The following is a 23,095-nucleotide window of genomic DNA, read 5'->3' on the forward strand; positions in this document are numbered from 1 at the left end:
GCAGTTTCGAGTTTAATCGCTGCGCTATATCGAGCACGTTTACTTTTATTCATTTTGTCACCTAAATTCGCTATGAATGAGATCATAACATTTCTTATTAGGTGGCCAAATTCACTATGCCACTACAGTGATCGTCCACTCAAAGCCGCGACCAAAGAAGGCCTTATCCCTCTGGGTTTTGCTCAGATCCCACAAAGCGCTAGATTCAATGAGGTATTGATAGTTATATACCAACTTAATCTGGCGACGTATTTGCGGTAAGGCTTCTTTTAAGCGCTTAACCGACATACCCGCTGTGGCCGCAATAACCGAAACTGCGACCATCGATACATCGTGTCCACTTACCCCGTGGTATACCCACGAGCCTGCCGTGAACAAGGAGGCTCCAGCCCAAGCATAACTGGATTGGATTTCATAAATCGGCCTATACATGTTCTCCATGAATAAGCCGTTAGTCTCGATGCTTTTACTCATGCTCTATTCCCACTGTCTCAAATACCATCCATGCAACTTGGTTACTGTCTGTCGCAATTGAGGCGTTGTCGCCTGCTGTGCGCTTGAGGCTAGTCGCCTCTTTTTTTGCTAACCCTACTTCTTGCTCGTAAGTGGTTAACGCGAAACTTTGGATTCGGATCACCCCAGGGCGGAGGTCTATACCGGACTTGCCTGCGCGAGCCATCGCCCAACCAATGAACACTTGCAACTCAGGCGGGTACTTGCTCTTTTCCTTCGGAGACTTGTTACCCGTGGCGACTTTTAGCTGTGAAAGTGTCGATACCTGCTCGGCAGGAGGGGTAAAGCTCGCAGACGTGGTGGCGGGCTCAACGGCAGTTTCAATGGCCGCTTCAGCGACGGGGACGGTAGGTTCCATGTCAGTCGTTAACATCGATAGATCTTCCGGCGTAAACCATGGCAGCTCATTCTCCGGCGTGGCCAAAGACATCTCCCCCGTGTACTCGGACAACGGTGGAAGTTCGTCAGTCATTAACGAAGATAAATCTTGCTCTGGGACTTCTGCCATTAGGCTATCTACCGCGTCATCAATGAACGACGGGGCTAAATCAAACTGACCGCTTGATTCTGGTGATACTTCGTTAGGCATTAACGGAGATAATTCTTGCTCCGGGACTTCTGTCATCGGGCCATCAATCACATCATTGATAGAAGACTCCTGCTTGGGCAGGTTATTCGGCTCTGTAATGACCTCGGTGGTTAGGGCTTTATTCTTTTGCTTTTTGGCTTTGCGTTCATCGGCCTTAGCTTGAAGCTCGGTCAGCATGTCACCCACTGGCTTGGCAAGAACGTCGGCTAGCTTCAGCTGGTAGAACTTTTGTTTGTTAACGACATGAATAACTTTACGCGGCGCTTTAGGGTCTGGAATAAGTAACTTGTTATCCATCAAATCCTTCAGCACGGCACCCTCGTCAAAACCAAGCCCTCTCATTTGCTGGTCAATTTCTTCGAATAGGCTGGTATTCAATGTCAGCACGTCACCATCCAGCTTTGCTCGATGTAGTGTGTTGTTAGCCGTTAGCAGGTATTCGATTATCAGATCAATACAGGTCTTGTCCTTCGATACTTCTGCTGGCATTTCTTGGGCTACTGGCTCATTTATCTCTACTGCCGCTTCCACTGATTCACTAACTACCGGAGTGTCATTCATGTTCTTAAACACGATACCCTTGGTGTCTGGTGCTGGAGCGCTGGTATTGGATTGCTCTGGCTCTTCCTTAGATTCAGCTTGCGGTTTCTTTGGCGCAGGCTTACTCGGCGTTGGTGCTGGTGCCGGAGTGTTGGTGTTCGCCGGAGCTGCTTGCTTCTTCGGTTTCTTTGTCTGAGCCTTACTTTGATTTGTTTGCGACCCATTCTGCTGTGCCGGTGTTACCGCAGGAGCAGGGGTTGACGCAGGAGCTGGTTGGGTTGGTGCAGCCGTGTTGTTAGCCGGAGTTTGCGGGTCTGGCTCACGGGTATCTGTCAGGGTGATTAGCCCAGTATCGGCGTAATGGATTAACAGTGAATCGTCACGGGTTAATGAGATTTTCCCATGAATGCCGCGTTGCGGAATCTCCTCGCCATAGACGATGCCTGCCCATTTTGGCTTAACAACTTTGATTGGCCCTGCCGTCCACTCTGGATTCGTAACTGGGTGCAAGTGGCCACTGGTGTAATCCTCAAACAGCGGCTCAAATAACTGACGCTCTACCAGCATCTCAAGCATTTTTCCGACTTGCATTGGGACGTTAAAGCCATCTTCCTTGAGCGATGACATCACTTTGTTGAAACTTGCTGGGTAAGACACGTACACATCTTCGGCGCCCAGGCACCAAATGTCGGCTTTCTCTTCGTTAACCTTCCAGCCGCGACGCATCATTTGTAAGCGCTTAATAAACGCCGCTTCCAGTGGCATCTTGCGAGCACCGGTTAATCTGTCCCATTGCCACATCATGTCTTTGTGGACGGAACGTGCTTCGCCTTTTTTAAGACTGTCTCTAAGTGAGTTATTAACTTCGATACTGCCGGACAAGGTTTCATAGATGGCGACCTGAAGGTCATCTTGAGTGCCAAATAGATACTGCTTCGCTGCCTTGGTCAGTACAGTGTTAAGCATGGATGATGCAAGCCCAATGTGCTTGCCGTGACGGTCTGCATAGTTCCACGTCACTTGATAACGGGATACTTGGTTGCGCCCTGACCAATCATAGATATTTTCGAGTTGTGGGTTCCAGACTGAATCATCGGCCTGCACGGTCATGTCATGTAGAGCTTTACCGATGTCATGCACTAACCCAATTACCCACGCCGCATATTGCCAGCGGATTTTCTTACCGTGCAACTCGTCGGTAAATTTGGTCTCTTTAATATCAACCGACGCCATGTGACGCAGGGAGAACAGAGCCACCTCTAGACTGTGACGCGCTAAACCACCAACAGCCGCGTGATGATGGTTTTCTGAGGCTGGGAGTAGGTGAGCGTAAGAAAGGAAATTCGCTACCACATCCCTAACCAATGTCTGTGCGTTATAGACTTGGTTGTATTCAGATAGGTTGGCAGGATTGAACGTGTCACGATGAATATCAGTCAAACCCAGTTCACGAATCGACATATCAATTAGGTCATTATTGGATTTAATGATTCTCGCTTGATTCGCTACAGCTACACCGTCAGCTACGGGAGGGTAGAAAGTCTCTACCAACTCTTCGCTGACCGCTTTAGTCTCAACCCCACCAACAGCCATCCGTACCGCATTCTTATCTGGGGCTTTGCCATCCAGTAAGAAGGATCGAACAGCCAAACTAACTAGCTTGGCTATTTTCTTCATTATGCGTTCACTACCAGTTTGCCGGAATCCTGCTCAATTTCTTCAGCGCCTGAGTCGTCATTGGCTGACCGGTCATCTGGATTGTTGCGGGTGATGGTTTGCATGATTTTGTTGTAAGCGTCTAACGAATAAATTCCGCCCTTACGGTCAGCTGAATCTGTAGCTACAGTTCTCATGCGACCAAAGAAACGAGTCATGGTGTTCATCGCTATACCGCGACTATTGTTGCTGACTGACTCAGAAATCACGCCAGCTAACCAGAGGTTTTCAATAGCTGCGATAGATTCATCAATCTGGGAAATTACGTCGATTACACGCCAGTAGATTGGGTGCTCGATTTGAAATGTCACGCTGAACGATTCTGGTGTCACCACGTCTAAATCGGCATTGTTGCCAAGCGAGGTAGACAACTCATTGTTGTGGATTGTGTTGAGAAGGGTGCTGCGACGAACAGCTTCTTCTTGCTCAGCTGCAAACCACGCATCTAAACGGTCACGGATTTCTTTGTTGTTAGACGTCAACACAAATAGACCAGCGATACGGGCGATGCTGTATTTGATATTCTGCTGACGAGCATCATTGCTAAACAGCTGCTGGATGGCGCTACTCTTGAAATCCATTTCCTTCAGAATGAATTTACGCTGCTGAACTTGACGCACTGCAGATGGTTTCTGAGTGCGCTTTGATGAAACTTGTGGGTTCTCGTTGGTCTGACTCATATAATCCTCCTAGGATTGTTTTCGCTCTATGCGACGTAGTTTGATTTTTGCTTCATGTAGACACTCAAGGGTTTCTCTCAACGGAGCCAATCGATTCTCTGTGTCTTCAATCATTCGTGCCTCCCACTCTGGGGATTTGCGGGTTAACTGGTCTAAGGTGTATCCGCGCTGGGTCGGTTTAACGTCATCGCCCCAAGACTTGCTGATGTTTCCAACTCGCCCTGGTCGATACCTCGTCCAGACCAAATACACCTTTTCGTTTTTTACAACGACCCTGGGTGCCATCTCACCGCCACTAAACTTCCCACCGTCATCACTGCGCAACTGACGGTTTGAAGATCTCCATTTCAGCCAGTAATCATCGACTATGACCTTTGCCTGAAACTGAGCGGCTTCAATCAACCCTTCTAGGCTTCTGATGGTATTCGCCAACTGGAACCCTAATGCGGGTACGGGCTTCCCGTTCTCAGAGCTACCCGAAGTACCTGAGTAGTCATTCATTCATTTACCTACTGTTTGTTCGTCTTCAGTAATCCGTTTTCGGCCTACGGGGACAACTCATGCAGAAATTCAGTTCGTTGGCGAACTCGTGTCTGTCACCGTCCGTTATTCTGCGAGCTGAGTTTGGGATAAAATCCCAGGTGCCTCCTGTGTTAGCCATCCTTTGATGATTTTCAGTTCGTTGTCCAACTCATGCTTTTCGCGTGATATACACACCGATTCACGGGCAAGCCCCCTGAGAAATCCTTTCTCACGTCTGCGATTCTGTTGGCCACTTCAGGTTTCCCCCCAGTTCGTGAGCCAACTTGTGCATTCAGAGCGTTGATTTGCTGATTTTGGAAGCCGTTAAAACTGCTTAATTTCGAAGAATCCAGAGTAGGAATTTCGCTACTAAGCTAGACTTAGTTGCACTTCAGTTCGTTAGCCATTTCATGTTTTGATTAATTCACTAGCGACATGTTGTGGATAACAAAGTGCATAATATACACACAAAATAAATAATACACGAGCTAAATATATTGTGTATTATGTAGATCCCAGATTGGTATTGGAATGGTAAGAATAATCTTCCAGAGCAAGCTGGAAAGGTTTTGGAAGTCTCTTAAAACCCCAGATTGGGGGTCATTTGGTGTGGAGTTGGTATTTATGAATAATCCCGTCATCATCACAGTCGATGTTGGCTATGGCACAACGACTTGTGTACACAAGGAATCGCTAGGCAATTACTCAGTGAAGACGTTCCCGTCCCTGCCTATTCCGATTAAATCGGATATTAATCTGGGTTTAGCAGGCGAGGAGCGCGATGTAACAACCGTGGAAGTCGATGGAATCACCTATGAGGTTGGTTCGGACGTAGGGACCTCGGTCGGTTCGCGAAATGTTCGCGTTCTCAACACCGAATCGTTTATCACGAGTGACCGCTATAAAGCGTTATTGTTTGGCGCCCTGTCATTTTTAGGCAAATCAAATCACATCGATATAGATGTGTTAGTGCTTGGTCTGCCAGTGAGTGTCATGTTCAGGAAAGATGAACTCGCCAAGATTTATACCGGCACTCACCAAATCACCCCAAGTCGCAAGGTCACCATTCGTCAGGTCTTGGTTTTTGAACAACCGCTTGGTGCGTTGATGTCATTTTTGCGCCAAGGCGGAAATGAACGCTTTGCCCAGTGCAAAGATAAAACCATGCTATCCATTGACCCAGGTTATATGACCACCGACTTCATTACGTCGAAAGGATTGAAGGTCAGTCCAAATCGTTCTGGTGATTCTGAAACTGGGATGTCCAAAGTGATTGGTGCAGTCGAAGTCGCGCTGCGCTCGCAACTCGAAGGTTTCAACATCAAACAGATTAACCCAGAGTTGATCGACCAAGCCTTTATCAGTGGTGAGCTTAAGCTGTACGGTAAAGCGATGAAATTCCCTAAGTGCGATCTGTTTGATGTGACCAGCGCGATTCGGTCTGTTACTGACGAAGCATTAACAAGTGTCGTCAATAAAGTGGGTGATGGTCAGGACATTGACCTGATTATTGTCTCCGGTGGTGCCGCAGCGGTATACCTGCCTTCGATTCAGCGCGCATTCCCTTTCCACAAAATCGAAGTCGTTGATGACTCTCTGACAGCTGTTGCCCGTGGCTTGCAAACCGCAGGCGAGCAATTCATTCGTGGAGCAATAGCGCGAGGTGATTATCAAAAGTTAAAAGCAGTCTGAGGTGAGGGATGCCCAAAACAATCGAGAGACACATTCGGATTGCCGATGATACTCACCCGCTAATTTTCGCTCATTTAGATCAGTTTGGGCCAAAGGCACTGACCCGCGAGATGATGACCCTGATGGAATTTGGATTAATGGTGAGACAGCAGGGATTTAATCTAGGCACTGTGTTGGCGCCGAAGGTAGAAGTCGAAAGTGAAAGGGAGAAAGTGGAAGCAGATGCAGAACCTCGAAGTCCAATGGAAGATGACTTTGATATTAGTGATGATTTTTTTGTCGCCCGAGAAACGTGAAAAACAATAAATCAGCCGCCTGCAATTGAGGCGGCTTTTTTTCATCCAGTGAGGCGTGATATATTTAGCCTATGGAATATAAAAAGTGTGTTGGTGTTATGAAAGTAAATAAATTGATGGCTTTGATTTTTGCGGCTCTGGCTCTGCCAGTTGTGGCAGAAGATCCTGCAAATAGCAATGATGGTGGTAACTTCTATAAACAACGCGAAAAGGGCTGGTATTGGCACGAGTACATTCCTGAGCCCGAAGAAAAGGAAGAGGAAGAACCTATTGCGCCAACGCCATCTTCTGCACCAACTGAGACTGAAACGAGTAAAAATTCAGTAGAGGCCATGAGCGTTAAGTGGTTCCAAGAAAACTTGCCCAAGGCAAAGGAGTTGGCGCTTAACACTGGAAAACCAGAAGACGTTAAACGCTACCTTTACATCCAGCGTGCCGCAATAGATCGCGCCAACCAATTTGCCGCTACTTATATTTCCGAACAAATGTTTGACCCTTACCTCGATGAAGGGTTACGCCGTCCTGAAAATGACGTGACGCTGCAAACTTTCAAAGGCGCTCAGTCTGAAAACCAATGGAAGTTAATTGAAGCCATCGGCAAGAAAGCCACCCTCATTTATTTCTACGGCTCTCAGTGTCCGTATTGCGCAAAGCAAACTCCCTACCTAATCCGTCTGGCAAAGGAATATGGATGGTCGATCATGCCTGTTTCTCTCGATGGCGGCACCGTTCCAAATGATGACTTTTTAGCATTAGGCGATTATCGAGTGGCGACTTCCGACATGGCGCAGCGCTTCGACGTCTTGGCGACACCAACACTGTATCTAACCAACAACACGGGTGATTACTTCCTGTTGAGTTCTGGGCTAATCGGCATGGATTCTCTCAGTGAAAGGATCATCGAACTCGCTAGCCGCGAGAAAATTATTAGCCAAGCAGAACTTAATAATGTGAAGCAGGTACGAGCTCTTTATATGACCGATGCAGAAGCCAAGGTTGACACGCAAAAAGTGTATGAAGACCCAGACTACCTCATTAACAAGATGCGGAATTTTATGCTCGGAAAACCTGATAGCGAGGGTGAACAAGAATGAAAAAGAAAGTTATAGTTACTTTACTTTGTTGCCCGTTATCAGCGACAGCTGCTAGCGGGTTAAACAATTTATGGGATCAGATGTTGTCTGCCAGCTCCGGTGCAACTTCATATTCAGGCGCTAAACGTGACGGATTTTCTCTGGGGAGTGCGTCGGTACGGATTAAAACCACTAACGAAAAGATTGTGGCGGTTAGGGCTCCTTACCTTCAATCATCCTGCAAGGGGATCGACTTCTTCGGTGGCTCACTCTCCATTATAAAACGTGAAGAGCTTGTTCAGATGGCAAGATCTATCGCCGCCGCCGCCCCGATGTACGCATTCCAATTAGCAATGGGAATGTTATGCCCGGACTGTAATGCAATTCTCGCAGACCTAGCGAAACGCCTCAATGCGTTAAATGATTTTATCAGCAAAGATTGCGAGGAATGGGCTGATCTGGCCGAGCAACAGTGGCCATCACTTCAGGTACAAAGTGACCGTAAAATGTGGAAAGCCTACAATGATTCGGCGGGTGCTTGGTTTGATTCATTCGCTTCATCGACGGTTGAGCGCAGTTCAATAGACTCCCACTCGAAAGCCGCACAGTTGACTCAGGCTGGCGACGAGATGCAGTTCAACTCGGTGTATGAAACCTTCATGCAGTCTGAAACTACCGTCCCAACCCTATCCTCAGACCGCCATGTCGTCGCTCAAATGTTAATGACTATTTTAGGGACTGAAATTTATAAATTCGACAGCACATTAACTGCATCGGCTTCAGCAGGAAGTGATGCGGTCAGTCAGTCATTTAGCCCACAAGTTTCATTGAAAGACTTGTATCAGCCTCAAGCGACTACATCAATGGCTGTACCTAAACAAATGGTGGTCTGTGAGCAGGCCCAATCTGCCGATAGCAAGTGTCTATCGGCTAAGGTCGCGACTGTTCCAATTAGCGATACACGCTATTTGGATTCGTTCTATCGATTTTATGGTGATGCAATTTGTGGCTTAGTCGATTCTAACTTAGTCGGTTCGAGCATCATGGCCATCTATGCTCAGAAAGGAAATTATAGTGATTCTCAAGCACAGATCATGGCCAATATGCGAAGTGAATTTGAAGACATTATTAAACGAGCCTCAACAGTCAATGTCATCAATACAGGTAATTGTAAGTTTATCTCCGAAGCGATGGCCATAGATGCAACCCAGCAGTTGCTCGACGGTCTACGAATTGCCGCGAGTAAGATGGCTTCGACTGATAAAGGTCAGCGCGGCGCGTTTTCATCTAAGTTGTTAGAGAAAATCGACGCGCTGAGCCTTGAAAGGGAAGAAATGGCCAACAGAAGACGTGAAATGGAGCAGGAACTATTAAATCAGATCAACTTTCGTGCAAGTTTGAGAGGTAAGTAATTCATGTTAACTATCTACTCTCTCGGTGACCTCGATTTATTGATAAAGATGGCGCAATCGGCGGAATTGGCATTCAGTGATGGCGGCATTGCAAATAGCAATCTTATTGCGATTGGATTGGGTATTACCCTGCTAGTATCTGCTTTCAAGCAAATGTTTGACCCTGATAAATTCCATGTAAAGGAGTTTTTCATCGCCTTGTTCACTTACATGTTTTTGTTCACCCCGAAGGTGGATTTTTACGTTGAGTCAGTCAGAACGGGCGAAGTGTCTCAGTCATTTACTTTGCCATTTGGGATTGTGGCGCCTGCTGCATTAGCTACCATGATTGGTGGTGGTTTTGCTCAAGGTATGTCAGAGGCCTATTCCAGTATCACGCCTAATTATGACACTGAGCCTGGCACCAACATAGACCCTCTAAAAGCGTTACTTAAAGCCCGATTTGTCGGCACTTCTGAGGCAGATGCGAGTTATCGTTCTGTCGGTGAAAATTTGGGAGCGTACATTAAAAACTGTTATTTCGAAGACATTCGAAACGGTAAAAATCCGACGGGGCAGGCGGTACAGGAGGTTCATCACGACGAGAGTGTCACTGGGCCGTTTGACTGGACTAAATTCAAGGTAACCTCGGGAAGCTGGTTTACGCCTTACTACGATGTTAACACCAAGTCCTACACAAAAATTACCTGTACCGATGCTTATGCCAAGTTAGGAAATGATCTCTCTGACAGTAGTCCTTGGGCCGAAGAAATGAAGGGGCGAGCCGCCGTACTTTACAATATGGCAGAAGAGTCTCAAGTTGAGAAAGTCTTCGAGTCTTTAACGGGAGATACTACTAACCTCATAAATTTATACCGCGCTAACTTTGTGAAAACAATGATGGCCAAAGTAGGGGCTAGCTATGTCGAATTAGATCCATCCGAGCGCTTGGCGTTTCAGCAGGAGTTTGATGCGATTCAGCAAAGACACTTGAGCCAAGCCGCACAATCTTCATTTTTCCTTGAGACAGCCCCCGCTCTTATTACTTGGTTCGAGTGTTTTATTTTCCTCGTTGCTCCGCTACTTCCGGTATTTTTGACCTTCGGCTCTAAAGGGATCATGATGGCCGGAAAGCTCTATTCTTTTCTACTCGCTGTGAACTTTTGGCCGCTTATCCAAGTTGGCGTCAACATGTATACCAACCACTATTTCAGTAAGCTGATGTGTTCACTGCCAGGAAATGATTCGAGCTCGATTCAGAACTGCATGATTGCGCCTAGTATGCGAAATTGGAGTATCGATTCTCTTGGGGGGATGGATAGCACCTACACCACACTAGAGACTTTCGTATCTCAAGCGGCAATCATTCAAACAATGGTGCCAGCCTTGGCTATGATGATTGTCTTCGGTGGTGTGCATACTATGATGGGGGCAACACAAAAAGCCCAAATGGGCGCTAACATGGATGCCAAGGGCGTATCACCACAGACGGTCAATAGCGATGGTAAAACTGTTTCGTCAGGTGGTTATAGTCAGACAATGACATCGAATGGTGAGTGGATGGAAAGCCGTCAGGGTGCAGGTAATATGTCTTCCATTAGCACCGGTGGTTCAACCTACAATGCTCAACATGTTGGTACTTCAGCCGTGGCCCAAGCGGAATCAGGTGTTTCATCTCTAACTTCATCTAAAACCGCAGCGCAACAAGATCTCGCTGCCGCGAATGAGAGATTACAGACCTCTATTGGTACTGGTAACGTCTATCAAAATGCTGGTCAAGCAGGTTTGGGGTTTGAAGAAGCTCGCGGGTTTGATGTAAGTCAGCAACTCGGTACGAAGATGGGTGTTAGTGGTCTACAGGCCCGTCAGCAGATAATTCAAACCTTGTCACAAATGACTGAGCAAGAAGCAAATCAATTTGCTCTTAAAGCTGGGTTTAATGTGGGGGCTGGTACTGGAGTTTCAACTAATCCGCTCACAGCATTAATGAAAACCTTGGGTATTAACGCAGAAGCCGGTGCATCTTGGTCGCAGACGCAAACGAGCATGAAAACGCTGCTAGAGTCAGAAGGAGCCAACAAAACGTCAACGCTAAGTACAATCCAGCAAGAAGACGTAGCAAGGGCGTATAGAGAAAGCGATTCAGCCTCTAATCGTAAATTCTATAGCAATACTTCAACTGATACTTCGTCAGCAACTTATCAAGCAGCTAAGGCTCGAGATGAAGCATCTACCAGGCAGCAAAGTATCCAACAGCAATTACAGGAAGCAGAGTCTCGGTCTCGTGAAGTTCGTGACGGTGTAACATCATCGGGAGCGGCGGGTAGCAGTGCAAACATCAAGTTTGGTGAGATTATTTCTTCTAGCAATCGTGATTTGATGACAACAGCGAGCAACTTGGGCAAGATTGCACAGAATGCGGCAGATGGCGCAATGCGTGGCAAATATGGAAGTGATTGGGATGCCGCTACTAACGGCGTGGATACGCTCGATTTCAAAAGCACAATGAGTGTTTTAGATGCTAAAGCCGCTGGGGCAGGGGCTGGTACAGCAGATGAAGCCAAGTTTAATGCGATGAAACAGGACTATGCCGCTAATCAGTCATTATATGACGTGGCACGAGACAAGCAGGCGTTACAGAGTATTGTGAATGATTCGCAGACGATGATGTCAGCTGATGGTAGACCTATCCCCATTCAGGATATTGGTTCGATCGCTGACCGTGCCGTAGCCAAGTTGTCGGATACGATGGCTCGAACTCAATCAGAACCGATTAAGGCTGACGCGGTTCGCAACCTTGCTACAGGTGCCGCTATTGAATATGCTGCGTTAAAAGGAACTGCCAATGGTAATGAGACCGCTAGAATTGTTGGCGCTCAATTTACCGCTGTTGGTCAGGCGCAGATTAAAGACTACGATAAGCCAGCGTTAACTCCTGACCAACAGGCCTTCAAATCTGATACACAGAATGGCGTTAATGCAGCGGGTCAACGTATCAGCTCAGAGGGCGCCAAATTGGAACAAGAGGCGGGTCAAAGAGCGAAGGACTATAAAACTTCTAAAGAGGACTACGTCAACCAAGATCTTCAGTCTCCAGCTAAATGGACGCCTGATCAGCAACATAAACTTGATAAGTTGGACAAGAGTGTTGATGAACTATGGAAAAAAATGCAGCAAAGTGAGGCTGTTAGTGGGCCAGCAGGGGTAAACCGAATCATCGACACTGTAGCGCAAGAATTGAAGTCAAAGACTTATGGGGCAGTATCACCACAGGTTATTGACAGAGTTGCTGAAGTGATGAAAAACGCCAATAATTCACCCGCAGAGTTAGGTCGGATGCTGAACGATTTCGCAAATTCCAAATCTAATTCATTTTCTGGGGACAATGCAGCTCAAATAGCCCCAGTAATATCCGCAATGGCTAATACTGTTGATGGATTATTGTCGAAAGCCATTGACAGTGATCAATTAAGCCCTAGTGAAAAACTTTATTTTCAAAATGCACAACAGGCCTTTGGTAGCGTCAATGATGTGTATGCTGGTAAAGAGATAAGTGATAGGCCATCCCGTGCTGGTAATGCTGCCGCTCAAGTCATTTCGACGTTAGGCTCTAGCAAAGATGAACATACTCAGCAAGCCGTCGCACTCGCATCTGCCATCGCTGCAGAGGGGACCCGTGACAATCCGTTACCGAATGCTGAGTTTAGTCGTTATTACAAGGAAAATAACCCATCTAAAGACGAAGTGCTAGATATGAAACTCGTAACTGATCGTGCTCAAGACATTGTGAAGCACGCTCTTGGACAGGAGGGATTATCTGAGCCAGTTAGAGAAAGGTTAGGAGAAACGCTTAAAGGGTTGCAAGAATTTGAACGGAAATTGGCCACCTCGCCCAATTCAACAGCATTTCATTGGGATGCCACTGGCTATCAACATGCGACCGCCTTTGATGATGCTACAAGAAATAGCTCTGCAATGAGAGGTCTGGATGCGAGTGAAAGGATTCGAGTTATGGACGGTTTCAACCGTATAGGGGTGGGTGAGGGTTCTACTGAATCAAGGAAGGAGAACGTCAGATTCAACGGTGAAGGAGCGAACATGCGCCTTGAGTCCATTGCCAATAAGATGTCGCCAGAAGATAAAGCCGCAATTTTAGGATCTCTTCCGGATTCGGTAAGGTCGAATGTAGAGCGTGGTATGGAATTAACCGCAAGCAATTCATCGCCATCAAGTGAAAAATTGCCCATAGGTGAGACACAATTCCCATCAAGCCCAGTGGCTTCGGCTCAAGGTGAGACTGTGAGCCAGCAAGGCGCAACCCCTGCGGCCACGGCTCAAGGTGAGACTGTGAGCCAGCAAGGCGCAGCCCCAGCGGCCACGGCTCAGGGTGAGACTGTGAGCCAGCAAGGCGCAGCCCCAGCGGCCACGGCTCAGAGTGACACTGTGAGCCAGCAAGGCGCAGCCCCAGCGGCCACGGCTCAAGGTGAGACTGTGAGCCAGCAAGGCGCAACCCCATCGGTCACGGCTCAGGGTGAGACTGTGAGCCAACAGGGCTCAGCGCCAGCGGCCACGGCTCAAGGTGAGACTGTGAGCCAGCAAGGCGCAACCCCTGCGGCCACGGTTCAAGGTGAGACTGTGAGCCAGCAAGGCGCAACCCCATCGGTCACGGCTCAGGGTGAGACTGTGAGCCAACAAGTCGCAGCCCCAGCGGCGACGGCTCAAGGTGAGACTGTGAGCCTGCAAGGCACAGCACCAGCAACTACGGTTCAAGGTGATGCGTTGAGCCAACAGGGCTCAGCGCCTGCGGCCACGGTTCAAGGTGACACTGTGAGCCAACAGGGCTCAGCGCCAGCGGCCACGGCTCAGGGTGAGACTGTGAGCCAACAAGTCGCAGCCCCAGCAGCCACGATTCAAGGTGATGCGGTGAGCCAGCAAGGCGCAGCCCCAGCAGCCACGATTCAAGGTGATGCGGTGAGCCAGCAAGGCGCAGCTCCAGCAACTACGGCTCAAGGTGATGCGGTAAACACCGCAAGTCCTGAAAGAAGTGAGCCAGAGGTTCGTTATGTTGAAACTCCGGCCGAAAATTCTACGCAATCGGGAAGTACCGTTGTAGAGAACAATCCTTACGCATTCGATGGTAATCAAGCTGGATTCAATTTCTCTGTAATGGGCGGATTCGGGAACAACGTCCAACCCTCAAACGTGAGTTATAACAGTGTTGATTTAGTGGGTGGTGGTGCGGCCAGCGGTCACTCTGTCGCAGGTTCCAATAGCAGCGGTGGCCCTTCTATGGACACTTCCAATAGCAACGTACCAACGATGAAGCGTTGATAGATTTTGGTTTGAAATTCGGCGGTTTCTACCGCCGATTTTTTTTGGGGAAATTTGCTGGATTTGATTAGTGGTGTAGCATGGATGGAAATGTAATGGTAAGGGAAAAATTTTGAAGATAATTAGCCTATTAGTGGCAGCTTGGTTTAGCTCGGCCAGTATTGTCAATGCTGAAGAACTGACTGTTACAGAGTCAGCAACCGATTTATGGGGTGTGAGTTATTTAAGTGGTAAACCAGTGGGCCGCAAAATGTCACTCAACAATTTCAAGGCAGAACTAATTGACCGAGCGGCGAGAAAAGCAATTTATTCCAAATTGAACCCTACAGCACAACAGGGCGTATTGATCAGGTCATCATCTAATGACGAATCGGTATTACATGAGGTCGTTACTGCAAGTTCCTATATGTATTCTGTAAATTTTGTTGAATTTAGCTATAACGTGTTGTCTTCAGGTATTGAGATTAAAGCAGATATAACCGTTAGCATTCGTCCTTACGACGAGTCCGTGTTATTAAAACAGTTGGAAACGGATGTGCATCTATCTTCGCAGAATCGGCGCCACTGGACACCGATTGATGGACGCTATTTGAAAGAAAAAGAAGATAGAATTTATGGCACTCCTAATAGTTTGTTTGTGATCACCGGCAATCATGAGAACACGATGCCCTCCGACTATCAGTTTGTGTCTACTGAAACCTTTTTAGATTATTGGGTTATGCGCTACAAAGTCATGCTCGCTGACGCTTACGGGCGCCGTGGGGTAAAGGGACCCACTTTAGGCACGGTAGATGGTGTTAGCTCAAGGCCTGATATGGTCTTTGAAGCCGTTCTGTCACATAAGCCTCAACAGCAGATTAAATATCCTGACCAACAGATGATTAAAAGGATGGATGGCGCATTTATCTCAGTCGGTAAAAAGGTCGTATCTGTCAACAATTTGAAAAATACCCAAGTACCCATCGGTATGAACGCTACGATTCAAGCGTTGCCGTCGAAGTAGGGGAGAATTTTATATGCAAAAAATTAGTGCCGCGCTGCTAATAATTACTATGTTGTTAACTCACACAGATGTCATTGCGGGTGAGTATGATTATCGTGGTAATGGTGTGTCCAGGTTAATTGTTCATGGATTCGACGACGCCGATTCTCTTGCGCACACAGGAAGTATCAAATCGATTCAATATGCGCTTTACGATGCTTTGATGCAGTCAGGCCGCAAGATTGAAAAGCCTTGGGAAGTGGTGATGGTTTTGAATTTGTCCCCATATGAAGTTACCGGGAGCGATTTAGCCTTTGAACAAGGAGAGATAGAAGGCCAGTCGGAGCCGATATTTAGAATTGTTGCGAGCAAAACAATTACAGTGAGAGGTGATGTGATTGATCGTGCTTATAAAAATGTTTTGAGGTTGGAGCAAAATCAGGAATTTCAAAAGGCTTTTGAACAGTATTCTAAAGCGATGAATCAAAAAAATGCGGGAGAGATGTCAAGGATCTTTATGAGCTTTGAGGCGCTTGATAAGCTGGGAATTTATCTTGACTACACACTTTCAAGTTATTGATGTCCCAGCTTTTTTTAGGAAATTAACCTTGAAGGAAGTTTGTCCAGCCTTTCCAAAGGTCTTTATAAACGCGATCTGGTGCAGACGGAATTTGAGTCGCTAGTTTGTTGCCACTGGCTTTCAATTCGCGATGTTTAGCTCTAAATTCCAACATACTGCTGCAATTCCACTTCTTAACTTCTTTACTAGCTTGGTTAAAAGTGACGTACTTTTGTCTTTTAGCAAGAAGGTCTTTGAACTTGACACCGAATAACATGGTCGGTGCTGCTGGCACAAAGTCAGGCAGTTGTTTATTTGCAGCCATTTCTAAAAATTGAGTTGAAGTGGTGATGTTATTTTCTTTAAACCATCTTTTCACTTTCTCAAGAGTACCTTTTTGGTGGTAATCATAAGGTTCTTCATTTCCTAGGAAATGGTTCCAAGATTGCCACAAACCTTTTCTTGTATAGAAAGAACGAGGATCAGAAGGAATGTTTTTAGGTTTTTCATTCTTCTGGTGATACTCCACCCATTCGGCCATTGTTTTAATGCCAGATGCTTTGGCATATTCGGAAGATGTCTCATAACTAGCAAATACGCCGCCGCGACTATGAATGTCATCTTCTTCCGATTGCGGTATTACAGGTGCGTTAGGGTTCAACACCCCCCAACCTTGCCATAATCCTCTACGGCCATAGAATAATGATGGCGACACTGGTAGATATGGAGGGATTTCATTAGCCTCGACGTATCTAAGCCATTCTGCACGACTGGTAACTCCGAGATCTTTTATATACTCCACCCAATCTTCATAAGATAAAAACTGCACCCCTTTCCGTGAGGTTATCATCTTCTCCGAAGCAACTTGCTCTGGTTTTTTGATGTTATCCTTGGGTACGTGCGTTAGTGGTGCAGTAACCGGAAATTTAAGTACGTTGTTGCTATTCATGATGTTTTCTCGATTTTTTGACGGCTTCGCGCTGGCTAGGCTCGTAAAATTCCTGAGAGGGTAGCTGTCTACTCAGTACGATTTTCATCTATGAGTATGTGCGAAATCTCTCACAAACACAATTCAAATATTCTATAGGTTAATTATTCCTTGTTAATCTTTGACATGTAAATGTGTAATTCTGGAATGAGAAGATCCGTGTCAGGCGTTGCATCATTGCGTTTTGAACGCGTCTTAGTACCGTAATTACTTTCTAAGTGTTTGACCTTTATGTCGTAATCGGAGAAAACGAAAAGAGGTGTTTGGCCGTTGTATTGCAGTTTTTCTTTACTACTACCAGCTTTCCAAATGTTGTAAATCGTTGTTGGTATTATGTTTCTTTTTATTCGAAAACTATGTGATTTTTGGTTTTTTTGAAAAATTTCTAGATATTCATTTCCTTTTGAAAATTCCAGAATGTTGTTTTGCACTGCTTTTTGTATTCTTGTTGAAAAATCCTTTTCTTTCAAAACGCGCATTCCACTTCTCATGTACCAAGAGACTGAAATGGTAGATTTTTCTTCGCATTTTAAAACGTGGATTTTTCTTGTGAGCATAACGAGTGAGCACAATGTATTTTGCCGGGCTAACGTTGCTCTTAACTTGTGTAGGTCATGCGTTGATAGTAACGCTTGAATGTTATCTTTCGTATTATTTATTTTTTCAATCAGTTGATTTATATGGTTATATTCTGAATGAGGGAAAATGATAACACCTGGTGTTATACTGGTTCTGCCGATTGAATCTTCAGAAAGCGTCATTTGAGTTAAGGAAGATGCTATCCACCCTCGCGCTTTGATGTCAGAAAATAGTTCTACTTTGAATTTATCAAATGTTTGGGGTGAAGGAGTTATTTTATAAAAAAATGACTGATTGCTAGCTGCATCAGGAAGATGACTGGCTAGTTCAATTAATTCAAGAGTCAGTTTGTTGTACAAAACATCAAAAGAGTTAATGTCGAATGCGGCGTTAGTCACCGTCTACCTCGTAAAATTCCGAAATTCCCTTTCTTCTGATTCATTAGAAAACTTAGAACTCTTCTAAAAAAATGTTATTATATATTAAAAACTTTGCGTTTAGAAAACTGTGTAGGCCATATGATGAAAATCAACAAACTAGCAACAGTATCACTGTTCGCCATGATGCTTTCAGCGTGTGCTGTATCAGTATCAACTGAAAAACCTGAAATTTCTGATTGCTGTAGTAAAACAATTTATGTTCAAAATATCAATGTAAGGCATCAACAAAGATACGATGTTCGGAACCTTTCAGCTGATGCTGGGAGAAAAATAGGCGATCTCGATCTTGCTTTCGAATTGGAAAAGGCGAGAGATGCGGCTGTTAATGATGGCCGTAGCTCCATGATGAATTACTATCGTGATGTTTACCGTGCAGCAGTTTCATCTGCTTACAGTGATAGCTATCTGCCAACGCAAGCGCCAGCTGCAAATGATGAAAAGCGTGATCTGCAACAATTCAATGCTGATGCCCAAATCATTATTCACCAACCCACCGATAGAACGCTTTATTTTGAGTATGATGCTGTCGGCTATTCCGATATTGCCGAGGCTCAATATGTTTTGGCTAAGCACCGTGATTATCTTTTAAAAACCCACGGTAGAGTGCTGGTTGTTGGTTATGCTGATATTAGTGGCTCAGCTGATTACAATCTTGCTCTTGGACGCAAACGTGCGGAGCGAGTAAAAAACGAATTGGTCTCCAAAGGGGTGCCTAGTGAACTGATTAGCGTCGTTAGCTATGGGGCTTCGTATTCGCCACCACTTATGAGCGGTCATACTGACAATTTGAAGTTGTGGCGTAAAGTCGAGTTGTATTATTGAGTCGAAAGGCCAATTTTTGCGTCATTTGAAATGTCTGGTCTAATCATAGTCATGATGATTAGTGGAGATTTAAAAATGAATAACAGCTATAACAGCCAACCCGCTTACAACGCAACCCCACAAGCCCAATCTGCTCCAATGCAACAGCAGACGCATTATTTTCAACCGCGCCAAGGTAACCCTATGAATATTGGGCCTCACCACGAGGCCGCAAATTATGATGAATATCAGCAGTACCAACCCCAGCATGACAATCGCCGCGGATTTGAAGAGCAATCCGCACAAAGCGCTCAAAATGTTCAGCCTGCAGCTGCTCCAGAATTTGAAAAATCGGTAAAAATCCACGGTAAGGCCGCTGCGCTGACCATCGTCGCATCTGTCACTAAGAAAGGTTTTCACACCTTGAACATTGAAGGCGCAAACGGAATGGGGGATGGCACTAAAAAGTTTGATTGGCAGGATAAGACAATAATTCAAATCACCGCGACTGAATATCGGCATTTGTTAGCCGTGCTATTCGGATTCATTCCATTCATTGAGTTTAAGTCACATGGCCCACAGAAAAACAAAAGCATCTCGGTCAAGCGACAACAGAATGGGTTTTTCTTCTCAATCAATGAGGGTGGCAAGAAGCCAAAAGCTGTTCCTGTGAGCTTTGATGATGCTTACTTACTCGGGGTCTACGCATTGGATGTATTTGCACGAAATTACCCTAACATTGACTCACATTGCCTGTTAAATACCGTTCAAACCTTTACACAGCTGCCGTACTATCCTGTCCAGCAGTAGTGCTAGGCGTTTTCAATCGGCAAGGAATGAGTTTTGAAAGCGCCGTAGGTGTGGATAGCCAGTTGAGGATAATGCGACAGAAGAGTCTCTATCCACGTCTGCGCAACCGATGGATTATCGGTCATGCTTGGAAGTTGGTACTTAACAATGATCTTGTCATTTGATTCTGGGATAACTCCCAGTTTTAAATGGTAGGCCGCGCTGTGACCTCGGGCATGAATAATTTGAACTAGCACTACTGGCATTTCTGACTCTAGTAGTTTACCGCATTCGTCCACTAATTCTGAATATGAAATAAACAATTTACATATGCCTTAGCATTATAGATTTGTGTTATTGACGCTACTATAATCCATCCTAATTCAAATATGGAGATGTAATTTTGTGAATGCGATAAGAATTTGTCACAACAACCCTAAAATCCGAGTATGGTTTGGTACTTCATTCACACCTTACCCTCGCTCAGTTTTTTATTCGTTGATCTCAATTGTGGGTTTCAGCACGTTGTCTGTGATCGTCAACCTCCATAACTCATTAACTCCTTGGGCTGGGATGGTTGTACTTGGGGGGGGGGCGTTGGTGGCGCTTGGATTAAAGAAAAAGGTCTATATGTCTTATCTTTACGAGTCTGATTGCCTGCTCGAGTTGACACTGTGGGGGGGGCGCATTTGGAGTCGAGAATTCAACTTAGCCAATGATGAACTTAAAATTGAAAGTACAATGAACGCTTATCGCGTGGTTCTCAGTGACAAAAGTATCGTGCTTACCAATTCGCGGGGATTAGCTGAGCAGGTTCATGGGCAGTTAGCAAAACTGATTAAGGTTTGTCACTCTTAGGCTTACTGTATATACGTGTTTCGACTTTCCAAGACTCAACAACCTCCGTGGTTTTCCCACCTTCTGATTTCATCGTTTTTTGTTCCCATGAAGAGACAACTGGCTTGCTGAGCTCATTACGTTCAGCAAGTTCGATGTAAGCATTTTCAGCCATCAATTCGTTTAGGGTTGGCCGTTTCTTGCCATCATCTTTGGCGTAGACATTTAGCGTAGCTGAAGCAATCGCACAAATGGATACGGCTTTAATCAGTCTGATAAGTTTCATGAATTTCCTACCTAGAACTATGGTTTATGTTAGATCTTAACTTAGATTAAATAACATGCAAACTTAATTATCTGTGTTAAAATAATCGCTCTAGATGAAGGAGCCACTTATGAATTTCAGTCAGCATCGCTACAAACTTTTAGCGGCTGCGTTATTAGCCTTGCCACATTTTGCATTCGCGGAAATTGAAGGTATAACCTTTACCTCTGTCATGCAAGAACAGTCAACTTTGACAGCTTCTTCGACCATGGTCATTAATCCGGTACTGGAACAGTCAATGAGTGTTTTTGTGTCTGCAGGTCTTGATCGTAAGCTGAAATTATATTGGCTTTCTAGTGGGGTTAAGCTGAATGAAGTCAATACAGGTATGATTGGTGTTTCTGACAGAATTACATTTCAAGGAAAAGACTTTTACGGAAAACAGATCTCTATAGCTGCGCCTAATTCACAGGGAAATTATACCTTACAGGCTGACTTGTTATCCGTTGATGGGAATGTGATTGGCTCTTGGTCTATTTCGGTGACAATAGATACTCAAGCACCAACAGCTAATAGTTCTGATTTAGCTTTTAACTATAGATCCTTCGGTGGAACTTTAGCTTCATATAGCCCTATGGATTTCGGCCAATTAAAACTCACAGGTATTCAAGATACAGGTGCTGGGCTCAAAAATGTTCTCTACATTGTGAAAGATGATGTGAGCCTTTCATTAATAAATTCGATTAATGCTCAATTGGATTTAGATACTTCCACTGCGAGCCTTTCGTCCCTACCATCTGAGGTTTTTCCCAGTGATAGAGGTTGGTATCAGGCTGGTTTTAGGGTCTTTGATGCAGCAGGTAATTATTCAGATTTTACTGCTCGCTCGTTTATCGAAAAAGCCTCATATCCCTTACCAGTTCGTAGCGACATTTATGATGCTTCAAGTGCTACGTGGAAGCCGTACACATCTTGGATGACCATCTACAACAATCCGATAAAAGTCCGCTATAGACGGCCCTATTCTGAAACGTTGGAAGCAAACGGGGATTATGGTTGGAGTAGTTATGGTTATCGAGAGGGTGATTTTGTCTATAACGAATTTACTGTCTCATATCCTACAGTAAACCCATATTGGGTTGCGCTGACGAAAAGTGGCATTTACTCAGTCAATTACCTTTCTGATTTCAAGTTCACCCTAGGCCCAGGTGTTGATCGTTCGCCTACTAAGCAACCTAACACTGTACAATGGTTTAGTGAGGAAGGTGGCAGTGGGGGCGAAACAATCAGTGTTGGCAAATACACAAAAGTGGTAAGGCTTCGTCTAAACAGTGAAAAAATGGGTTATGAACAATTAGCCGTTGTTTCAGGTTTAGGCTCCTGTGTTATCCCAATTGGTGAAACCTATTGCGATGTTACAATCAACAGAGTATTTGAGTCTGGTTTTGGCTATACACCCTACAGCTATGTGGTCTACTCAAGTGTGAACGGTGTCAGTGATGGACGTTTTAGTGCTCAATTTAATTATTGGTATACATATTGGGATTTTATTGCTCCCACAATCGAATCGGTCAATGTTACTGATGATTCAATAACTGTAAACGTGTACGACACGAACACTGCTAGCGATTGGCGTTCTGGAATGTGGAAGACAGAGGTTTTCCGATTGTAATCTAGTTTAGGCTTCGCAATATCTCCCGATTCTTGGGTGATCACCGGCACCGGCCGTCATCGAGTTACTTTTAAACTCAATCGATTACCAAGTGGTCGTCAAAATATTTCGTTTTACGCAGATGACACCTATGGTAATCGGGTAACACAGTCGATTCTATCCAATTATCTAAACGACACTACGCCTCCAGTTTTGCGATTGCAATCGCCTTCTGGAGCGCAAATCACAAACGGAAGCACCATTAATGGTTTAGAGAGTTTACGTATCAGCATTACTGATGATAGTGAAGCCAATATCAATTCGGTTGTGCTATCTGGAGGGGCTGCTAAGGATTCAGTTTATGTTTCTACAAATAATTTAGGTGATGGTATTTACGACCTGAATTACCCTCGTTTATTCCCTAGTTTGGAAGCGAATGAAACTTACACTATCAATATTACCGCTCAAGATACAGCAGGGAACGCATCGACGTTAACTTCAACCTTCTTGTATTTGCCTGCCAATTTATTGCAAGTTGGGCAAATGACGACTTTGGCTGTTAATAAACAACTGCAGAACACTCAAAACGACCCAATTACATCAATTAAAACTGGTGTGCTCAGAACGGCTGAAGGACAACTCGCGTCCGGTGCTCAAACGGCATTTATCACGTTACGTAGTGACGCGAAAATCAACGTCAATATCCTTGGTAGCGTGTTGCAACCTGGGGAAACTAAACAAATCACGATCATCCCCAGCATCACAGGTGAAGTTGTTATTCCTGTTTACTCTGCTTCTCCTGGTGTGAAAGGGCAGGCAAGCTTCATGATCGACATTCCGCAAATCACTTCTACCAATTAA

Annotated in this window: 20 protein-coding genes; 12 read left to right on the forward strand and 8 right to left on the reverse strand. The window is 45.3% G+C overall.

All coding sequences use genetic code 11. The features are described 5' to 3' along the window. Window positions 1-114: 114 nt before the first annotated feature. Genes ACRN9H_RS17500 through mobI form a run of 4 tightly spaced genes read right to left on the reverse strand, consistent with a single transcriptional unit; the run spans window position 115 to window position 4,539 of the window. Window positions 115-474: a hypothetical protein gene (locus ACRN9H_RS17500; RefSeq protein WP_432315440.1), complete on the reverse strand. Its 360-nt coding sequence runs from the start codon at window positions 472-474 to the stop codon at window positions 115-117. Then, a complete protein-coding gene (gene mobH / locus ACRN9H_RS17505; protein ID WP_259560901.1) occupies window positions 467-3,319 on the reverse strand; it encodes a MobH family relaxase in 2,853 nt (950 codons plus the stop codon). Before mobH ends, ACRN9H_RS17500 begins: the two co-directional genes overlap by 8 nt. After that, window positions 3,319-4,038, reverse strand: a complete 720-nt coding sequence (locus ACRN9H_RS17510; RefSeq protein ID WP_259564230.1) for a hypothetical protein — start codon at window positions 4,036-4,038, stop codon at window positions 3,319-3,321. Before ACRN9H_RS17510 ends, mobH begins: the two co-directional genes overlap by 1 nt. Window positions 4,039-4,047: 9 nt before the next feature. Then, a complete protein-coding gene (gene mobI / locus ACRN9H_RS17515; RefSeq protein WP_263149167.1) occupies window positions 4,048-4,539 on the reverse strand; it encodes a conjugative transfer protein MobI(A/C) in 492 nt (163 codons plus the stop codon). Window positions 4,540-5,184: 645 nt separating this feature from the next. Between mobI and ACRN9H_RS17520 the strand changes: the two genes are divergently transcribed. The 7 genes from ACRN9H_RS17520 to ACRN9H_RS17550 all read left to right on the forward strand — a co-directional run bounded on the left by ACRN9H_RS17520 (window position 5,185) and on the right by ACRN9H_RS17550 (window position 15,905). After that, complete coding sequence (locus ACRN9H_RS17520) at window positions 5,185-6,252, forward strand: hypothetical protein (protein WP_140906551.1); 1,068 nt, start codon at window positions 5,185-5,187, stop codon at window positions 6,250-6,252. Window positions 6,253-6,260: 8 nt separating this feature from the next. Beyond that, entirely contained in the window at window positions 6,261-6,548 is a 288-nt protein-coding gene (locus ACRN9H_RS17525) for a hypothetical protein (RefSeq protein WP_011711605.1), read from the forward strand. 98 nt (window positions 6,549-6,646) lie between these two features. Then, a complete protein-coding gene (gene traF / locus ACRN9H_RS17530; RefSeq protein WP_208660813.1) occupies window positions 6,647-7,642 on the forward strand; it encodes a conjugal transfer protein TraF in 996 nt (331 codons plus the stop codon). Then, a complete protein-coding gene (locus tag ACRN9H_RS17535) occupies window positions 7,639-9,033 on the forward strand; it encodes a conjugal transfer protein TraH (RefSeq protein WP_432315441.1) in 1,395 nt (464 codons plus the stop codon). The genes traF and ACRN9H_RS17535 overlap by 4 nt, the downstream gene beginning before the upstream one ends. Before the next feature lie 3 nt (window positions 9,034-9,036). Then, window positions 9,037-14,343 (forward strand): conjugal transfer protein TraG N-terminal domain-containing protein, encoded by a 5,307-nt coding sequence (locus ACRN9H_RS17540; RefSeq protein WP_432315443.1) that lies wholly within the window; start codon window positions 9,037-9,039, stop codon window positions 14,341-14,343. A gap of 112 nt (window positions 14,344-14,455) precedes the next feature. Further along, window positions 14,456-15,346, forward strand: a complete 891-nt coding sequence (locus ACRN9H_RS17545; protein ID WP_224022242.1) for a hypothetical protein — start codon at window positions 14,456-14,458, stop codon at window positions 15,344-15,346. Window positions 15,347-15,359: 13 nt separating this feature from the next. Then, window positions 15,360-15,905, forward strand: coding sequence for a hypothetical protein (locus ACRN9H_RS17550; protein ID WP_259564290.1), 546 nt, complete (start codon window positions 15,360-15,362; stop codon window positions 15,903-15,905). 22 nt (window positions 15,906-15,927) lie between these two features. On the opposite strand, the gene ACRN9H_RS17555 is transcribed toward ACRN9H_RS17550, so the two are convergent. Together ACRN9H_RS17555 and ACRN9H_RS17560 are read right to left on the reverse strand one after the other, a co-directional pair. Beyond that, the gene (locus tag ACRN9H_RS17555; RefSeq protein ID WP_432315445.1) at window positions 15,928-16,833 is read right to left on the reverse strand and encodes a hypothetical protein; all 906 of its coding nucleotides are present in this window, start codon (window positions 16,831-16,833) and stop codon (window positions 15,928-15,930) included. Window positions 16,834-16,976: 143 nt separating this feature from the next. Beyond that, on the reverse strand, window positions 16,977-17,849 hold the full coding sequence (locus tag ACRN9H_RS17560) for a DNA replication terminus site-binding protein (RefSeq protein ID WP_011711612.1): 873 nt from the start codon (window positions 17,847-17,849) through the stop codon (window positions 16,977-16,979). 120 nt (window positions 17,850-17,969) lie between these two features. Here ACRN9H_RS17560 and ACRN9H_RS17565 point away from each other — a divergent pair, with 120 nt between their 5' ends. Further along, window positions 17,970-18,713, forward strand: a complete 744-nt coding sequence (locus ACRN9H_RS17565) for an OmpA family protein (protein WP_432315447.1) — start codon at window positions 17,970-17,972, stop codon at window positions 18,711-18,713. Window positions 18,714-18,788: 75 nt separating this feature from the next. Next, window positions 18,789-19,502, forward strand: coding sequence for a hypothetical protein (locus ACRN9H_RS17570; protein ID WP_432315449.1), 714 nt, complete (start codon window positions 18,789-18,791; stop codon window positions 19,500-19,502). 2 nt (window positions 19,503-19,504) lie between these two features. On the opposite strand, the gene ACRN9H_RS17575 is transcribed toward ACRN9H_RS17570, so the two are convergent. Next, the gene (locus tag ACRN9H_RS17575; protein WP_041413326.1) at window positions 19,505-19,747 is read right to left on the reverse strand and encodes a hypothetical protein; all 243 of its coding nucleotides are present in this window, start codon (window positions 19,745-19,747) and stop codon (window positions 19,505-19,507) included. Between the two features lie 139 nt (window positions 19,748-19,886). Between ACRN9H_RS17575 and ACRN9H_RS17580 the strand changes: the two genes are divergently transcribed. Continuing rightward, on the forward strand, window positions 19,887-20,339 hold the full coding sequence (locus tag ACRN9H_RS17580; protein WP_259564278.1) for a hypothetical protein: 453 nt from the start codon (window positions 19,887-19,889) through the stop codon (window positions 20,337-20,339). On the opposite strand, the gene ACRN9H_RS17585 is transcribed toward ACRN9H_RS17580, so the two are convergent. After that, complete coding sequence (locus tag ACRN9H_RS17585; RefSeq protein ID WP_037431062.1) at window positions 20,320-20,604, reverse strand: hypothetical protein; 285 nt, start codon at window positions 20,602-20,604, stop codon at window positions 20,320-20,322. The two genes, ACRN9H_RS17580 and ACRN9H_RS17585, sit on opposite strands and share 20 nt — an antisense overlap. A gap of 109 nt (window positions 20,605-20,713) precedes the next feature. On the opposite strand from ACRN9H_RS17585, the gene ACRN9H_RS17590 reads away from it, so the two are divergent. Both ACRN9H_RS17590 and ACRN9H_RS17595 read left to right on the forward strand, forming a co-directional pair. Continuing rightward, window positions 20,714-22,255 (forward strand): Ig-like domain repeat protein, encoded by a 1,542-nt coding sequence (locus ACRN9H_RS17590; RefSeq protein WP_432315451.1) that lies wholly within the window; start codon window positions 20,714-20,716, stop codon window positions 22,253-22,255. Window positions 22,256-22,291: 36 nt separating this feature from the next. Next, window positions 22,292-23,095 carry an Ig-like domain-containing protein gene (locus tag ACRN9H_RS17595; protein WP_432315453.1) on the forward strand — a complete coding sequence of 268 codons (804 nt, stop codon included), beginning with the start codon at window positions 22,292-22,294 and terminating at the stop codon, window positions 23,093-23,095.

It is taken from the genome of Shewanella sp. MF08487 (assembly GCF_050848685.1).
In the GTDB taxonomy this organism is placed as follows: domain Bacteria; phylum Pseudomonadota; class Gammaproteobacteria; order Enterobacterales; family Shewanellaceae; genus Shewanella; species Shewanella glacialipiscicola.

Bases quoted from the DNA above. Each gene is read 5' to 3' on its own strand.
- ACRN9H_RS17500 (WP_432315440.1), bottom strand. From the start codon at position 474: ATGAGTAAAAGCATCGAGACTAACGGCTTATTCATGGAGAACATGTAT.
- mobH (WP_259560901.1), bottom strand. From the start codon at position 3,319: ATGAAGAAAATAGCCAAGCTAGTTAGTTTGGCTGTTCGATCCTTCTTA.
- ACRN9H_RS17510 (WP_259564230.1), bottom strand. From the start codon at position 4,038: ATGAGTCAGACCAACGAGAACCCACAAGTTTCATCAAAGCGCACTCAG.
- mobI (WP_263149167.1), bottom strand. From the start codon at position 4,539: ATGAATGACTACTCAGGTACTTCGGGTAGCTCTGAGAACGGGAAGCCC.
- ACRN9H_RS17520 (WP_140906551.1), top strand. From the start codon at position 5,185: ATGAATAATCCCGTCATCATCACAGTCGATGTTGGCTATGGCACAACG.
- ACRN9H_RS17525 (WP_011711605.1), top strand. From the start codon at position 6,261: ATGCCCAAAACAATCGAGAGACACATTCGGATTGCCGATGATACTCAC.
- traF (WP_208660813.1), top strand. From the start codon at position 6,647: ATGAAAGTAAATAAATTGATGGCTTTGATTTTTGCGGCTCTGGCTCTG.
- ACRN9H_RS17535 (WP_432315441.1), top strand. From the start codon at position 7,639: ATGAAAAAGAAAGTTATAGTTACTTTACTTTGTTGCCCGTTATCAGCG.
- ACRN9H_RS17540 (WP_432315443.1), top strand. From the start codon at position 9,037: ATGTTAACTATCTACTCTCTCGGTGACCTCGATTTATTGATAAAGATG.
- ACRN9H_RS17550 (WP_259564290.1), top strand. From the start codon at position 15,360: ATGCAAAAAATTAGTGCCGCGCTGCTAATAATTACTATGTTGTTAACT.
- ACRN9H_RS17555 (WP_432315445.1), bottom strand. From the start codon at position 16,833: ATGAATAGCAACAACGTACTTAAATTTCCGGTTACTGCACCACTAACG.
- ACRN9H_RS17565 (WP_432315447.1), top strand. From the start codon at position 17,970: ATGATGAAAATCAACAAACTAGCAACAGTATCACTGTTCGCCATGATG.
- ACRN9H_RS17570 (WP_432315449.1), top strand. From the start codon at position 18,789: ATGAATAACAGCTATAACAGCCAACCCGCTTACAACGCAACCCCACAA.
- ACRN9H_RS17575 (WP_041413326.1), bottom strand. From the start codon at position 19,747: ATGCCAGTAGTGCTAGTTCAAATTATTCATGCCCGAGGTCACAGCGCG.
- ACRN9H_RS17585 (WP_037431062.1), bottom strand. From the start codon at position 20,604: ATGAAACTTATCAGACTGATTAAAGCCGTATCCATTTGTGCGATTGCT.
- ACRN9H_RS17590 (WP_432315451.1), top strand. From the start codon at position 20,714: ATGAATTTCAGTCAGCATCGCTACAAACTTTTAGCGGCTGCGTTATTA.